Source organism: Enhygromyxa salina (assembly GCF_002994615.1).
GTDB lineage: Bacteria > Myxococcota_A > Polyangia > Nannocystales > Nannocystaceae > Plesiocystis > Plesiocystis salina_A.
Window position 1 is genome coordinate 1 of record NZ_PVNK01000281.1, and the last position, 14,124, is coordinate 14,124.

The following is a 14,124-nucleotide window of genomic DNA, read 5'->3' on the forward strand; positions in this document are numbered from 1 at the left end:
CGGAATTTTCGCCGAGGGCGCGAAGCCAAAACGCCGCTGTACCGGGCGTACTCCAAGTTTTGGCGACAAAGCCCTCGGCGAAAAGGCCAAGCGAGCCGGCGCGAGGCATTGCTCCACGGGCTGCTAGGGATGATGGCGAGCGCGATGATGCTCTGCTGCGCTTGTGCAGGACCGAGCCAAGATGATGCGGCCGACGCCACGAGCACAGACGCCACGAGCGCGGGCGAGACCGGCGAGACCGGCGAGACCGGCGAGACCGGCGAGACCGGCGAGGGCGAGACCGGCGAGGACGAGACCGGCGGCGACGAGAGCCCCGACCCGGGGTGGGGAGAAGGGCCCCGCACGATCAGCGGTCGGGCCTACTTCTTCGAGATGCCGACCCTCGGTGAGATCGAGTGGGTCACCGATGTCGACGGCGCCGAGGTCTTCGTGTTCGAGGCCCCGCAGCTGCGGGTGAGCTTGAGCCAGGACGAGGACCACGTCTTCTCCATCGAGGGCATCCCCGACGGCGTCGACGTGACCCTGGCCCTGGAGCACCCCGACTTCTACCCGCTGCTCACGGCCACCTTCCCGGTCGACGGCGCGGATCTGAGCGGGCTGAGCTTCCAGGCGGTGAGCCACACGATCGCGACCGGGGCCGCGGCGCTGGTCGGGGCCGACGCGTCGGATCCGACCCGCTGCCAGATGGCGACCACGGTCTCGGCAGCCGGCGCCGAAGACATCTGGGCGATCGGTGAACCCGACGCCACGGTCACGACCGACCCGGCGGTGCCCCTCGAGCAGGGGCCATTTTACTTCAACACGGACGTCATCCCCGATCCCTCGCTGATGGCCACGACGACCGATGGCGGGGTCCTGATCGCGGACGCCGAGCCCGGGGTCTACACCTGGCACGCCACCAAGGACGACCTCGAGTTCGAAGCCCTGACGCTCCGATGTGAGGCCGGGTGGCTGACCAACGCGTCGCCGCCGTGGGGCCTCAACCTCGTCGAGTAGCGGGGGCCGGGCGTACTCCAAGTTTTGGCGACAAAGCCCTCGGCGAAAAGGCCAAGCGACGCGGCGCGAGGCATTGCACCCCGGGCTGCTAGCGGGGGCCGGGCGTACTCCAAGTTTTGGCCTTGTGCACTGGATAACACCACCGAAACCTGACGATGCCGCCTCTACGGCTGTCCACCCCACGATGGCCTGGGGACCCAACCCTCGTGAAGGTACGCCTCAATCAGCTGATCACCCTGCCAAACGTGGAGCACCAACATGGTGAGGGATGTCTCATAGTTGTCACAGTACTCGACGAGGAAGTCATCGATCCCATCATCTCCGATGTCAATGAGAGAGTATTGTCGATAGTATTGCGAAGTCCGAAGGGCCTCCTTGGGGAAGTCCATCAATTGTCCCTGATGACCAAGCAACAAACCCGCGCCGATCTCCCCAAAAATCGAAGGGTTGCGCACAGTCCAGGTTGCGTTCACCAGTACTTCGTACGGTGGAGGAAATCGCGCTGGAATGACTTCAGGTCGCCTGGTTTCTAGGTCATCGTCTTCGTAACTGAGCCGATCGGTGAGATCACGGTAGGCCTCGAGATAGTTCGCGGAGAGGTCATCCTGCTTGTCCATCGGACGCAGAGGAGTCAGGCGCGGGCCGTCGGCTCGGACGACGAGGCCTCCTTCATCCAGCGGGTGATGGGGAGTGAAGACGAGCATCAAGATGCTATCACCCTCGAAGGGACGGACGTCCACTTCGAAACCAGTGAGGGTCGCAGCGTACACGCCAGTTGCGCTGGCAACTTGGTATTCATCGCCGACTTGGAAGTACTCGGGGATACAGTCGGCGCTCGGATCGACTGGACCCATGTCGGCCTCGTCAAGCTTGGCCCACAGCCCCTCATCCTCGAAGCTGAGGATCTGAGCACGCAAGCGCTCACCATCCTTGGTGGCCCAAAAAAACCGCGGCGAGGAGGGCGCGGCCGCTAAATCGGTGGGGTCTTCACCAACAGGTTCGGACTTGGGCTCTATTTTCGGCGGGATTACTGGGGTTGGATCAGGTCGGCAGGAGAGCGAGCAGATGCTCGCTGCCACCACTATCAGGGAAGCGATGCCCCCAGCTCCCGCTCGCCCCCCTGTGTCGCGCCTGCGCACGTCAGCATTCTACCCGCCGGTTCTCACCATGTCACTTGACCCGTTCGAGGCGAAGCAAGACACTCTGAGCGTGGCTCTGGGCATCTACGTCGGCCCCCTGCGCATCCCCAGCATGGGGGCGGGAGAGCTGTGGCTCCATCGAGGGCCGCCGCCCCGGTCCGGGCGTCGTCTCGACGACTACTCGGCACTCCGGTGTCTACGCCACGCGGTCGTGACGGGGCACTCTCCAAATTCATGAATGGATCTGTAACCACAGGGGTTCACTATATCGTGGACTACGATGGCCACGTCGTCAAAATGTGCCCAGATACACGAAGCCTCGGCCACGCACATACTTCTTATTGGCGGGGAGTAAAGAAAATGAACTCTCGCGCGGTGGGGATCGAGCATGGCTGGACGCACTTGCCAGTTGGGCAGTCCCCCGCGCAGATGCGGGTCTCCGCGGAACTTGTCCAGCAAACCAAGTCCAAATTCAACATCGATGCCGAAACATCGCTGGGCATGGTGAAGTTCGTTGCATGAGTGACACGGAGCTACGGAGGAACCAAGCAGTACGGACTGAATTCAACGACCCATCTCAACTCACCCCTGATCAGAGGGCCTTACTCGCTAGGGAGCGCGCCAAAAAGCGTAGCAGCCTGGAGACCGTAACCCCTCCATTGACCGGACAACAAATCAATGAGAAAGTTGAAAGGCATATCAAGTCCTTCGATCTTGGCATTGACTACGACCCGTCAAATGGCCCCGCGCTGCACCCGAACGATCGGCTGACGAGTTGCCCTGGACGTAGCTTTGGGTGGGACTACTTGGCGGACAGGGGCGTTGCTCCCCATCCTGACACGATTGGTGTTCCCCAGGATTGGGACAGTCGTTACTACTCTGGGTATTTTGATAAGAGTCGAAATCAGGTGCGGCCCCTACGAGAAGGGGATGATGATGATGCTCAGACTTGGGGCGAAAAGCCGCAAGCTGACTTCGCCGGCACTCCAATTCGGGATTTGCACCACTACCTAGGCCAGATTGGCTACGCTGCCCCTGTAGGAGCATTCAACGGACATGGTTCTGTCTTTCACGTGACCCTCAAGTACGCCATCAAAGCGTTCAAGGTTCGATACATGCCCAACGACTCACTCACGAGTCAACAGCATGGGCGAGTCGACTATCGGACAGCTGAATTTATTCTCAAAGTCATGATGGCCTACGCCCAGGTAGGTCCAATTTGACCGCCGCCGTGGGACTCAAGCTGTTTGTCTGCGAGCGGTCGATCTACTCTGGCGTCCGGGGGTCAACGCTCAGCGGCGGACTCGCACGTGGCCACAGGTTACGCTGGAGGTCGAGGTCAACTTGCCAACCCGGCCCCGGGTCCGTGCCCGGGTCTTGCGGACGCGACCGAGGCGGGCGTACTGCAAGTTTTGGCGACAAAGCCCTCGGCGAAAAGGCCAAGCGAGGCGGCGCGAGGCATTGCACCCCGTGCTGCTAGCCCGTGCGGGCCTGCGCGCCGCCGTGGACAAAGTCGAGCAGCCGGTCGCGCATCGCCGCCGCGTCGCGGCGGCCGAGCTCGAGCGCCGCGTTGATCCGCGCGGGCGAGGTGTAGTCCCAGACCCGCACGGGCAGGGGCTCGCGCGCGGCCAAGTACAGCACCTGCGCGCCATCGGGCAGCATCACGGGCCGCTCGGGCACGCGGAACTTGTGGCTGACCAGACACAGGATCTTCGACCCGGGGGCGCGCGCCTCGTCGGGCAGCGCGCGAATCGGGATGTTGTCGATCAGCCCGCCATCCAAGTAGCGCCGCCCCCCGGCCTCCTGGATCGGCGTGATCGGCGGGATCGTCGACGACATCAGCGTCCAGTTGAGCAGCTGCTCGACGTCGGCGGCGTTGCGCGAGCACACGACCTGCGCCCCGATCCCCGGGGGCAGCTCGCGCGGCCCGTGCAGCACGCCCCGGCGGCGCCGATCCATGAAGGCCTGGATCGCGTTCAAGCTGGTCGAGACAAAGGGCTGATCCGCGTGGACATAGCTCAGGAGGATGTGAACCGGCGTGCCCTGGCGGACCCGCTCGAAGCCGTCGCCGTCGAGAAAGAAGCGGATCGAGTCGCGGTAGATGTCGTTGTGTGGGAAGGGCCGCTGGCGACGCAGCGCGCGGCGCGGGTAGAAGTTGCGGCGGTTGGCCGCCACCCGCCCGACGAAGTGCTCGAGGGTCTCGTCGAAGCGGCCCCCGGCCTGGACCAGAGCAAAGGCCGCCCCGGCGCTGGCGCCCGCCCAGTGGTCGATCGGCGGGAGCAGCTCGTTGATGACCTGGAGGGCGCCGTTGGCCCAAAACACCTTGCACCCGCCACCGGACAGGACGATCGAGAAGCGACCGGACATCGCAACCACCCTATCGCGCTACGCCGCGGCGATCACCCGCTTGTGGCTGCGCCGACGATAGCGGAGCCGACACGGCTCGCGCGGGCCGACGAGCAGCCGGGTGTAGTCGGGCTCGTAGCTGTCCTCGACCGTCTCGAAGTCGAAGTTGCGCAGGAGGTGGCTCCACAGCGCGCGCAGCTGGAGCTGGGCAAACACGATGCCCATGCAGCGGTGGCGCCCGGCGCCGAAGGGGATCCAGGCCATCGGGTTCTTCTTGTCCGCGTTGTGCGGCGCCATGAAGCGCGTCGGATCGAATTTGTGCGGCTCGGGGAACACCTCGGGCATGTAGTGCGACACCGTCGGCGAGGCGAAGATCATGCTCCCGTGGGGGATGTCGTAGCCGCCGAAGCTGAAGTCGTTCACGACCTTGCGCATCATCACGACGATCGGCGGGTACATGCGCAGGACCTCCTTGATCGTGGCGTCGAGCTTGGGCATCGCGCGCAGATCCTCGAGCGTCAGCTCGCTGCGATCGCCGAGCAGGGCGCGCTGCTCCGCGCGCAGCTCGGCGACCCACTCGGGGTGCTGGGCCAGCAAGATCCCCGTCCACGAGAAGGTCACGCCGCTGGTGTGGTGGCCGGCGAACATGATCGTCAGCAGCAGCCCGCAGATCTCGTCCTCGCTGAGCTTGCGGCCGTCCTTGTAGCTGGCGTCCATCAGGCTCTGGAGCATGTCGTCGCCGACGGTCCCGCGCTCGCGCCGGTCATCGACGATCTTGGTGATCAGCTCGACCATCCGCGCGCGGGCCTTGTCGCGCTTGCGAAACGCGGGCGTCGGCAAGTAGGGGGCCATGAACGCGAGCGCGCTGAGGCCCCCCTCCATGTCGGTGTAGAGCTTGGCGAACTCACCCGAGAGCTGCTGGCGAAACTCGTTGCCGAGCAGCGAGCGGCTCGAGGTGTAGATCGTCAGCTCGTTGCCGACCGCGTACATGTCGACGACGCCGACGTCGTCCCAGGTCGAGAAGTAGTCCTCGGCCTCGTCGATGAAGCCCTGGGCGTAGGTCCGCATCCGGGCCTCGCGCAGCGCCTCGTGGAAGAAGCCGAGCTGCTCTTTCATGATCGGCGGCGGCGCGTCGTAGGCGATGCCCTTGCCGAAGATCGGCGTCATCAGGCGGTAGGCCTCGGCCTGGCTGACGTCGTCGTCGCTGACGCGGAAGAATTTTTCCTGGGCCTTGGCCCCGGTCATCACGATCGCGTCGGTGCCCGGCATCGCGACGGTGCACAGATCCCCGTGGTGGGCGCGGGCGCGCTCCATCAGGCGGATCGGGTTGGTCCGGAATTCGAGGGCGTGGCCGAGCAGCGGCAGGCCGCCCTCGAGGCGGGGCGGCAGATTTGGCGCGGCGGCGGGCGTGCGCGGGGTCGAGAAGATCGTGCGGCGCATGGCGGGTCCTCTCGGGACCGTAGCCGGGCGCAGTCAGGGACAAAAGCGCCGCGCGGGGGCCTGTGGCCAGGATCACGTGTGGTCCACGCGGACCGAGCGTGAGAGGCTGGGCCCGTGCAAGCGCGCGGACTGATCGGCGTCGTCCACCTGCTCCCGCTGCCCGGTGATCCGGCCGCTGGCGAGGGCGGCTTCGCGGCCGCCTACGCCCGCGCCCGGGCCGACGCCGAGGCCCTCGTCGCGGGCGGCGTGAGCGGGCTGATCGTCGAGAACTTCGGCTCGGCGCCCTTCGTCAAGGGCTGCGCCGGGGATCGCCTGCCCCCGCACCAGGCCGCGGCGCTGGCCCTCGTGTGCCAGGCCTGCAGGCAGCTCGGCGTCCCGGTTGGGGTCAACTGCCTGCGCAACGACGCCCACACCGCGCTCGGGATCGCGGCCGCCTGCGAGCTCGACTTCATCCGCGTCAACGTTCACACCGGCGCCTACCTGACCGACCAGGGCGTGATCGAGGGCGAGGCCGCGCACACCCTGCGCTACCGCGAGCTGCTCGGCGCCCGGCGGATCCAGATCTGGGCCGACGTGCTCGTCAAGCACGCGGCCCCGCTCGCGCCGCTCGAGCCCGAGACCGCCACCCATGACTGCATCGACCGCGGGCTCGCCGACGCGGTCATCGTCACGGGCGCCGCGACCGGGGCCCCGGTCGACGTGGGCTTGCTCGAGCGCGTTCGCAAGGCGGCGTCGGGGCGGCCGGTGATCATCGGCTCGGGGCTGAACCCCGACAACGCGGCGGCGCTGCTCGCCCACGCCGACGCCGCGATCGTCGGGACGTGGTTCAAGCGGGGCGGGGTCGTGCGCGATGCCGTGGATCCTGCGCGCGTGCGCGAGCTGGTTGGGCGCTGCCAGACGCCACGCGCCTGAGTCAGTCGTCGCGATCGAGTTCGCCCCCATGTCGTCGGTCGGTCGTCGCCGCGCCCCCGCCGATCTCCACCCGGTTCCGGCCCCGCGCCTTCGCCCGATACAGCGCCGCGTCAGCCGCGAGCACCAGCGTCTTGCGCTCCAGCTTCCCGTCGAGCACGTCGGTGCTCGCGATCCCGACCGACACCGTCTGGGCCCCCGCGGCGCTCACCTCGACCGAGCGCTGGGCAAAATCGTTCCGGACCCGCGCGGCGAGGACCTGGGCCTGCTCGGCCGTGGTCTCGGGTGCGATGACCATGAACTCCTCGCCGCCGTAGCGGCTCGGCAGGTCGGAGACCCGCAGCTGCTCGCGCAAGACCTTGCCAAACAGGGCCAGGAGCGCGTCGCCGGCCAGGTGTCCGTGCTGATCGTTGACGGCCTTGAATTCGTCGAGGTCAAACATCAACAGCGCCATCGGCCGGCCGTAGCGAACCGAGCGCGAGATCTCGGCCACGATCTGCTCGTCGAACACCCGGCGGTTGCCGATACCGGTCAGTGAGTCGGTTCGGGCGGCGCGCTCGAACTCGCGGCTCTTGTCCTCGAGCGCCTTCGTCAGCGCGCGAATCCGCAGCATCGCGGTCAGCCGGACGCGAAGCTCGAGGTGGTCGACGGGCTTGGTCAGGAAGTCGTCGGCGCCCGCGTTGATGCACTGCTCGCGGACCTCGCGGCTGCGCAGGCCGGTCAGGAACACGGTCGGCACGTAGGACTTCGACTGGTCGCGCAGCAGCCGGGTCAGCTTGAGGCCGTCGACCTTGGGCATGACGGCGTCCATGATCACGAGATCGGTGTGGTCTGGATCGAAGGCCCGCAGCGCGTCGGCCCAGCCGTTGGCCACGGTCACCGCGTAGCCGAGCTCGAGCAGGATCGAGCGGGTGTTTGCGGCGGCGCTCGGATCATCGTCGACGACCAAGATCTGCGCGCGGTCCTGATCTTGGCTGGCTTCCATGGAGACGTCGGTCGGGATGATCGCAGGTCCCTCGCCGAATGGTCTCATGCGCCGCTCGCGGGCCCCAGCCTGCGGCGCCCACGCGGCTCGCTCCGCTCATGGGTCAGAACCGGCCGACGACCTCGCTACGGCCCCGGTCGTCACCCCTAGCAGCCCGGGCTGCTAGCGACATGGACCATCATTGGGCGCGCAGCTGAAGCGCACGTGGATGTGATCGTCATGCTTGGGCTCGTGGCGCACGATCCCGTGCTTCGCGTACTTCCCGTCGGGGTACTGAAACACATCGCGCAGCTTGGCCTTCGACCACCCGTCGGCGCGGGCGGCCGCGTACAGCCAGCCCTGCAGCTCGTAGTCGAGGAAGATCTTCTCGACCCCGCCATCTTCCCCGCTCGTGCGGACGAAGCTCTCGACCAGGGCCCAGGTCGCGGCGGCGTCGAGGGTGTCCTTGGTCGCGGCGACAAATTCCTTGGGGTAGCCCGCGGGGACCCGGCGGTAGTAGAGGCCGATGTCGATGTCGCGCCCGGACTGGTGCGAGTGGTGACCGTGGAGGGGCCCGCCGTCCTTGTCGGACAGATCCCCGATCGCGAGGCGGTGAAGCTTGGGGAAGGCGGCGTGGGCGTCGTGGACGGCGTTGAGGGTGCGGTCGATGACGTGCGCGGCGGCCCAGGTCCGCTCGACGCGGCGGCGGTAGTACAGGCCGCTGCGCGGGAGCTGGGTCGGCTGATGCAGCCAGCCGTGACCGGGTCGACCGCGGCTCTGGCCGGTCAGCAGGCGCACCGCTCGCCTGGCCTCGCCGGGCACCCGCAGCTTCTGGCCCACGCGGATCAGGCTGCCCTCGATCCCGTTGAGCTCGCGCAGCTGCGCGATCGTGGTCCCGTGGCGCCGGGCGATCGCGGCGAGGCTGTCGCCGGACGCGACCACGTAGGTCCGCCCGCTCGCGCGCTGGCGGTGGCCCGGACACGGCGAGAGATCGAGCTCACGCCCGATCACGATCGGGTCGTCGGGGCCCAGATCGTTGGCCTCACGCAGCTGCGCGATCGTGCACCCGCTGTCCTCGGCCAGCTCCCACAGCGTGTCGCCGGACCTGACCACGTGCGTGGTCGACCCGGCCAAGGCCGAGCTTTGGGGCCCTGCGAGCGACGCCAGGCCCGTGAGGCCTACGAACAGGACCATCCCGGGCCAGCGCATGGCAGCACCCTCCGCCAACTGGCGCGCGCGGGCAAATTTCTCGCCCTTTTCTGAACCGCGCGGATCACCGACCATCGTGGGCGATGACCGAAGCCGAACGCCCCGACATCATCGACGTCGACGACCGCGTGCGCGCGGGCAGCACCTCGCAGATCCAGGACATGCCCGCCTACCGCGAGCACTGGGCCCGGGCCGAGGCCGACCCCGGCGGCTACTGGCTGGCCCAGGCCAAGCAGCGGGTCCACTGGCGCAAGCCACCCACGCGCGGGCTCGAGGGCGATTTCTGGTCGGTCCGCGACAGCCCGATCGCATGGTTCGGCGACGGCGAGCTCAACGTCAGCGAGTCCTGCCTCGACCGCCACCTCGAGCGGCGCGGCGACAAGACGGCGATCCTGTGGGAGGGCGACGAGCCCAGCGAGGTCCGCAAGCTGAGCTACTCACAGCTCCACGCGGAGGTCTGCCGCTGCGCCAACGCCCTCGCCGAGCTCGGGCTCAAGAAGGGCGAGCGCGCGATCATCTACATGGGCATGGTCCCCGAGGCCGCGATCGCGATGCTGGCCTGCGCCCGGCTCGGGGCCGTGCACTCGGTCGTGTTCGGCGGGTTCTCGGCCGAGGCTGTCCGCGACCGGGTTCGCGACTGCGGCGCCTCGATCGTCATCACCCAGGACGTCGGCAAGCGCGGCGGCAAGAACATCCCGCTCAAGCGGACCGTCGACGCGGCGCTCGAGGGCGAGCACGGGGTCGAGAAGGTCCTGGTCTACCAGCGCGACGCCGAGGCCCCGGCCGAGCTCGTCAGCATGCAAGACGGCCGCGACCTGTGGTGGCACGACACCGTCGACAAGGCCAGCGAGACCCACGAGGCCACGACCTGCGGCGCCGAGGATCCCCTGTTCATCCTCTACACCTCGGGCTCGACCGGCCGCCCCAAGGGTCTGGTCCACACCTGCGCCGGCTACCTGACGTGGACGGCCTACACCCACGCGGTGACCTTTGACCTCCGCGAGGACGACGTCTACGCGTGCGCCGCCGACATCGGCTGGGTCACCGGGCACAGCTACATCGTCTACGGCCCGCTGTGCAACGGCGCGACCAGTGTGATCTTCGAGTCGATCCCGACCTACCCCGACGTCGACCGCTACTGGGATATGGTCGCGCGCCACCAGATCACGGTCTTCTACACCGCGCCCACGGCGATCCGGACCCTCGCCGCCCACGGCCCCGAGCCGGTTCGCAAGCACGATCTGTCCTCGCTGCGCGTGCTCGGAACCGTCGGAGAGCCGATCGATCCGGTCGCGTGGCAGTGGTACTACGAGGTCGTCGGCCAAGAGCGCTGCGCCGTCGTTGATACCTGGTGGCAGACCGAGACCGGCGGTCACTGCATCACCCCGATCGCCCCGGCCACCCCCGAGAAGCCCGGCTCGGCCACGCTGCCGCTGCCCGGGATCCTCCCGACCCTGGTCGACGACGACGCCCGCGCGCTGATCGGCCCCGGCCAGGGCCGGCTGTGCCTCGAGCACCCCTGGCCCGGCATCGCCCGGACCGTGTGGGGCGACCACGAGCGCTACGTCTCGACCTACTTCACGATGTTCGAGGGCCGCTACTTCACGGGCGACGGCTGCCGCCGCGACGCTGACGGCTACTACTGGATCACCGGTCGGGTCGACGACGTGCTCAACGTCTCGGGCCACCGCATGGGCACCGCGGAATTCGAGTCTGCGCTGATCGCAATCGACGAGCTCGCCGAGGCCGCGGTCGTCGGCTACCCCCACCCGGTGAAGGGCCAGGGCGTCCACGCCTACGTGGTCTTGCAGCCGGGATCCGACGACCGCGCGGAGGCGGCCAAGAACGCACACAGGGCCGTGCGCGCGTCGATCGGCGCCCACGCGCGGATCGATCGCCTCCAGTTCGTGCCCGGCCTGCCCAAGACGCGCTCGGGCAAGTGCATGCGCAGGATCTTGCGCAAGATCGCCGAGGGCGAGCCCGACAAGCTCGGCGACGTCTCGACCCTCGCTGACCCATCGGTCGTCGAGGTGATCGTGCGCGGCGCGGAATTGTTCAGCAAGGACGACTGACCGGCCAGGTCTCTTGGCCCGGCTCGAGTCGAGCCAGGTCCTGGCCCTTGCGTCAGTCGCCAAGCTGTTGCAGCGCCCACGTCATCACCCGGAGGGCGCCGTCGTCCAACTCCCGCTCCAAGGCGGTCGAGAGCAACGCACGAAGCGCGATGGCGGGCGACAGCGCGATGGCCTCGGCTCCGGCGACGCGGCACTCGAGGTCGTCCGAGCCCAGCGCGGACTCCACGAGCTCGACGTCGGTGGGCGTCCATCGCCCCCCCAACACCATGCCCCAGCGTCGGAGGTTGGGAGCCGTCAGCTCCTGCAGGCAGCGCTCCCGCAAGGAATCAAGCGAGACGCAGCCGAAGACGGAGCAGACGGCATCCGCGATGGCGGGACCCTGGTTGCGCGGGTCTTCAATGACCTCGAGGAGGACGACGGGCACCGACGGGTCGCTCATGATGCGCACGCCGAGTGTGCTTCTGAGCAGATCGTAGAACTCGTGGTCCGTCGCGCTCGAGTCCGGGTCGGCCGTCTCTCCCGCCCACGCGAGGTCGACCTGCCCCACGTCGGTCGTTGCCGCGATGAGGCGTGGCACATCGGTCCGATCGAATCTGAGTACATCGAGGATGCGGGTCTCGTAGTACATGCACAGAGCCTATCGGTTGGATGGGGAGGCGGCCAACGCCGCGTCCCCCCAGGCCCTCGTCTCGCGGGCTCAGCACGCTCGAGGTGGGGCCCGGGCTCCGCTGGCCCGTGCTGTCGCGCTTACCGAAGATCGTGGTGACCGGGCGCGCGAGCGGCCGAGCGTTGCGTGTTGCAGCGATCGCCTCGAGCTCGTCGAGATCCCCCCCGCGGGGCGTACCAGCCTGGTCCCGCGACTCGCCGTCCGCGCGCTCGCCATTCGCTGGTACATTCCGCGCGTGCGCGGGGTGGCGGAGCTACTTCGGGCGGCCCTCGACGGGTTGACCCGCGATCGGGAGCTCGACGCGAGCCTCGCTCAGCCCCCAGCGAGCAGGCCACTCGACGAGCTCCCAACCCCGACCAAGGACGTACTGAGCGCGCGCGCGTGGGTCAGCAGCCAGCCTCGGCGACCGCGCGAGCGACCGCGGATCATCGCCAACATCCGCGAGAACCCGGCCGGCTCCGTCGGCGACATCACCCGCCCGGCCGCGCTCGGGACCATGCTCGAGGGCGCGATGGCCTTCGCCCTCGACGACGCGATCGACGACAAGTGCCGGGTCATCGAGATCCGCCTGCTGCGCGACGGCGCGGCCACGGTCACCCACATCGGGCCTGGCTTCGCGCCCGAGCGCGCCGCGCGGGGGCTCCAGCGCTGGCCGTGGCTGCGGCGCTCACCCGCGGGCGAGGTCATCTTGACCCAGAGCCTGGCCGCGCCGGTCGTGACCTGTGCGCTCAGCCACTGGTGCCGGCTCGAGATCAGCCGCGCCGACGGGATCTGGCGCCAGGCCTTCTATCGCGGCGAGCCCGAGAGCGCGATGCGCTGCGATCCGATCGGGCCGGGCCGCAACACCTACACGCGCGTGTCGTTCCGGCCCGACCCCGAGATCTTCGCCGAGCTCTCGTTCTCGATCGACGACCTCTACATGCGCGGGCTCGGCTTCTTGATGGAGCTGAGCATGATCGAGCTGCGCATCCACGACGAGCGGACCAAGGTCCCGCCCCTGATCATGGTCGGAACTGGGATTTGATCGGCCCTGAAGGGGGCTCGAGGACGACCTAATCTTCGTCGAGGGCGTCGAGGGCGTCGCCTGCGTCGAGGTAGGCGGAGCCCTTGCGAAAGCGCAGCTTGTCGCCGAGCAGCACGCCGACGACCCCAGCCGCGCCCCAGCAAAACAGCGCGAGCACCTGCATGCGCATCAAGAAGATGAACCCGGCGTCGCTGGCCCCGAGGTCGCCGAGCGCGACCATGACCACGAGAGTCGCGAGCATCCAGTTGATCGGCACCAGCGCCCCGGCCGAGGCCCGGGAGCCGCGCTTGACCACGAAGGTCAGGGCGAGCGGGGCGATCAACATCAAGACCGCGCTCAGCCCGATGTAGCGCCGCGGGTCGACGGCCCAGAACACGAACTCGTCGGCGGTCATCGAGGTCACGAAGATCGTGGAGGCGTCGTCTCCCTGGGCCGCGATGCAGGCCTCGGACAGCGTACCCTGGCACTCGAGCGCGAAGCCGAGCGGCTCGCGCAGCAGCGCGACGAAGAGCGCGAACACGATCGAGCTCAGCAGCGCGACGAGCAGGACCCACGGCCACTGGACCCCGTCGCGGTCCTGCTCGGTGTCGCAGCTGGGGCAGCGGACCGGCGCCGTCGGACGCAGCGAGTAGGCCCTGTGGCAGTGGACGCAGGTCGCCTTGCCGGTCAGCTGCTCCCGCGCGATCCAGCCGGCGAAGGCGAACAGCATCGCGGTGAACAGCATCAGCAGCAAGATCTGGCTGAGCAGGATCGGCGCTGGCCCGCGCATCACGAAGTCGTCGCCAGTGATCCGCAGCTCCGCGCGCAGGTGGCCCCCGGCCGCCCCGACCATGAACCGCCAGATCACGTACTGCGCGAACATCCCGGCCGTCGCCCCGAGCACGACCTCGCGCAGGTAGCGACCGGCGAACACGAGCGCGGCGACGAGCCCGGCGAAGCCAAAGGCCAGCGAGGTCCCGAACACCTGCGACAGCCCCGCCCGCGAGGCCAGGACCTCGACCCGGACCGGACGCTCGCCCTCGTAGCGAATCTCCTCGTGGACCGTGAGCTCCATCGACCAGTCGGCGAGCCACGCGAGCAAGACCGCGGCCAGACAGATCCCCGCGACCGCTCCGACGACGACGCCGTTGAGCTTGCGCGTCGGCGCCGTCGATCGCTGGACCTCGGCGAGGGGATCGAGCACCCGGCCGCAGCTGTCGCAGCGCGTCACGTCGGCCAGGTTCTCGGTCCCGCACTCGGGGCAAAACACGGTCCCGGCGTCGAAGCTCGGCGCGTCGAGATCGGGCGAGACCGGCTCGTCCTCTGGCACGGTCACGATCTCCACCTCGTCGTCCGGCCGAGCCCCATCCTCGCTCATC

13 protein-coding genes are annotated in these 14,124 nt (G+C 68.2%); 6 read left to right on the plus strand and 7 right to left on the minus strand.

Features of this window, described 5'->3' with window-relative positions; translation table 11 throughout:
* Positions 1–144 precede the first annotated feature (144 nt).
* A complete protein-coding gene (locus ENSA5_RS32540; protein ID WP_146156355.1) occupies positions 145–996 on the plus strand; it encodes a hypothetical protein in 852 nt (283 codons plus the stop codon).
* A 164-nt stretch (positions 997–1,160) separates the two neighbouring features.
* On the opposite strand, the gene ENSA5_RS32545 is transcribed toward ENSA5_RS32540, so the two are convergent.
* Positions 1,161–2,135, minus strand: coding sequence for a hypothetical protein (locus tag ENSA5_RS32545; RefSeq protein WP_181198388.1), 975 nt, complete (start codon positions 2,133–2,135; stop codon positions 1,161–1,163).
* 234 nt (positions 2,136–2,369) lie between these two features.
* Between ENSA5_RS32545 and ENSA5_RS32550 the strand changes: the two genes are divergently transcribed.
* Together ENSA5_RS32550 and ENSA5_RS36620 are read left to right on the plus strand one after the other, a co-directional pair.
* Positions 2,370–2,657 carry an N-acetylmuramoyl-L-alanine amidase gene (locus tag ENSA5_RS32550; RefSeq protein ID WP_106395624.1) on the plus strand — a complete coding sequence of 96 codons (288 nt, stop codon included), beginning with the start codon at positions 2,370–2,372 and terminating at the stop codon, positions 2,655–2,657.
* Between the two features lie 137 nt (positions 2,658–2,794).
* Positions 2,795–3,358, plus strand: coding sequence for a hypothetical protein (locus tag ENSA5_RS36620; RefSeq protein WP_146156358.1), 564 nt, complete (start codon positions 2,795–2,797; stop codon positions 3,356–3,358).
* Between the two features lie 253 nt (positions 3,359–3,611).
* On the opposite strand, the gene ENSA5_RS32555 is transcribed toward ENSA5_RS36620, so the two are convergent.
* The gene (locus ENSA5_RS32555) at positions 3,612–4,502 is read right to left on the minus strand and encodes a patatin-like phospholipase family protein (RefSeq protein WP_106395625.1); all 891 of its coding nucleotides are present in this window, start codon (positions 4,500–4,502) and stop codon (positions 3,612–3,614) included.
* 18 nt (positions 4,503–4,520) lie between these two features.
* Entirely contained in the window at positions 4,521–5,921 is a 1,401-nt protein-coding gene (locus tag ENSA5_RS32560) for a cytochrome P450 (protein WP_106395626.1), read from the minus strand.
* 114 nt (positions 5,922–6,035) lie between these two features.
* Between ENSA5_RS32560 and ENSA5_RS32565 the strand changes: the two genes are divergently transcribed.
* Positions 6,036–6,833 (plus strand): BtpA/SgcQ family protein, encoded by a 798-nt coding sequence (locus tag ENSA5_RS32565; protein WP_106395627.1) that lies wholly within the window; start codon positions 6,036–6,038, stop codon positions 6,831–6,833.
* A gap of 1 nt (position 6,834) precedes the next feature.
* Here the strand turns inward: ENSA5_RS32565 and ENSA5_RS32570 are convergent, their stop codons facing one another.
* Positions 6,835–7,815: a diguanylate cyclase gene (locus ENSA5_RS32570; RefSeq protein WP_181198390.1), complete on the minus strand. Its 981-nt coding sequence runs from the start codon at positions 7,813–7,815 to the stop codon at positions 6,835–6,837.
* A gap of 162 nt (positions 7,816–7,977) precedes the next feature.
* Positions 7,978–9,003, minus strand: coding sequence for a penicillin-insensitive murein endopeptidase (locus ENSA5_RS32575; RefSeq protein ID WP_181198391.1), 1,026 nt, complete (start codon positions 9,001–9,003; stop codon positions 7,978–7,980).
* Positions 9,004–9,086: 83 nt separating this feature from the next.
* Between ENSA5_RS32575 and acs the strand changes: the two genes are divergently transcribed.
* Positions 9,087–11,075, plus strand: coding sequence for an acetate--CoA ligase (gene acs, locus ENSA5_RS32580; RefSeq protein ID WP_106395630.1), 1,989 nt, complete (start codon positions 9,087–9,089; stop codon positions 11,073–11,075).
* Between the two features lie 52 nt (positions 11,076–11,127).
* Here the strand turns inward: acs and ENSA5_RS32585 are convergent, their stop codons facing one another.
* Positions 11,128–11,703, minus strand: a complete 576-nt coding sequence (locus ENSA5_RS32585; protein WP_106395631.1) for a hypothetical protein — start codon at positions 11,701–11,703, stop codon at positions 11,128–11,130.
* Positions 11,704–11,977: 274 nt separating this feature from the next.
* Here ENSA5_RS32585 and ENSA5_RS32590 point away from each other — a divergent pair, with 274 nt between their 5' ends.
* Positions 11,978–12,766 (plus strand): ATP-binding protein, encoded by a 789-nt coding sequence (locus ENSA5_RS32590; RefSeq protein ID WP_146156359.1) that lies wholly within the window; start codon positions 11,978–11,980, stop codon positions 12,764–12,766.
* A gap of 28 nt (positions 12,767–12,794) precedes the next feature.
* Here ENSA5_RS32590 and ENSA5_RS32595 read toward each other — a convergent pair whose 3' ends face one another.
* A complete protein-coding gene (locus ENSA5_RS32595; protein ID WP_106395633.1) occupies positions 12,795–14,123 on the minus strand; it encodes a zinc ribbon domain-containing protein in 1,329 nt (442 codons plus the stop codon).
* Position 14,124 lies beyond the last annotated feature (1 nt).

Excerpts from the sequence above, each read along its gene's own strand:
- ENSA5_RS32540 (WP_146156355.1), top strand. The coding sequence starts at position 145 with ATGATGCTCTGCTGCGCTTGTGCAGGACCGAGCCAAGATGATGCGGCC.
- ENSA5_RS32550 (WP_106395624.1), top strand. The coding sequence starts at position 2,370 with ATGAATGGATCTGTAACCACAGGGGTTCACTATATCGTGGACTACGAT.
- ENSA5_RS32555 (WP_106395625.1), bottom strand. The coding sequence starts at position 4,502 with ATGTCCGGTCGCTTCTCGATCGTCCTGTCCGGTGGCGGGTGCAAGGTG.
- ENSA5_RS32560 (WP_106395626.1), bottom strand. The coding sequence starts at position 5,921 with ATGCGCCGCACGATCTTCTCGACCCCGCGCACGCCCGCCGCCGCGCCA.
- ENSA5_RS32570 (WP_181198390.1), bottom strand. The coding sequence starts at position 7,815 with ATGGAAGCCAGCCAAGATCAGGACCGCGCGCAGATCTTGGTCGTCGAC.
- ENSA5_RS32575 (WP_181198391.1), bottom strand. The coding sequence starts at position 9,003 with ATGCGCTGGCCCGGGATGGTCCTGTTCGTAGGCCTCACGGGCCTGGCG.
- acs (WP_106395630.1), top strand. The coding sequence starts at position 9,087 with ATGACCGAAGCCGAACGCCCCGACATCATCGACGTCGACGACCGCGTG.
- ENSA5_RS32585 (WP_106395631.1), bottom strand. The coding sequence starts at position 11,703 with ATGTACTACGAGACCCGCATCCTCGATGTACTCAGATTCGATCGGACC.
- ENSA5_RS32595 (WP_106395633.1), bottom strand. The coding sequence starts at position 14,123 with ATGAGCGAGGATGGGGCTCGGCCGGACGACGAGGTGGAGATCGTGACC.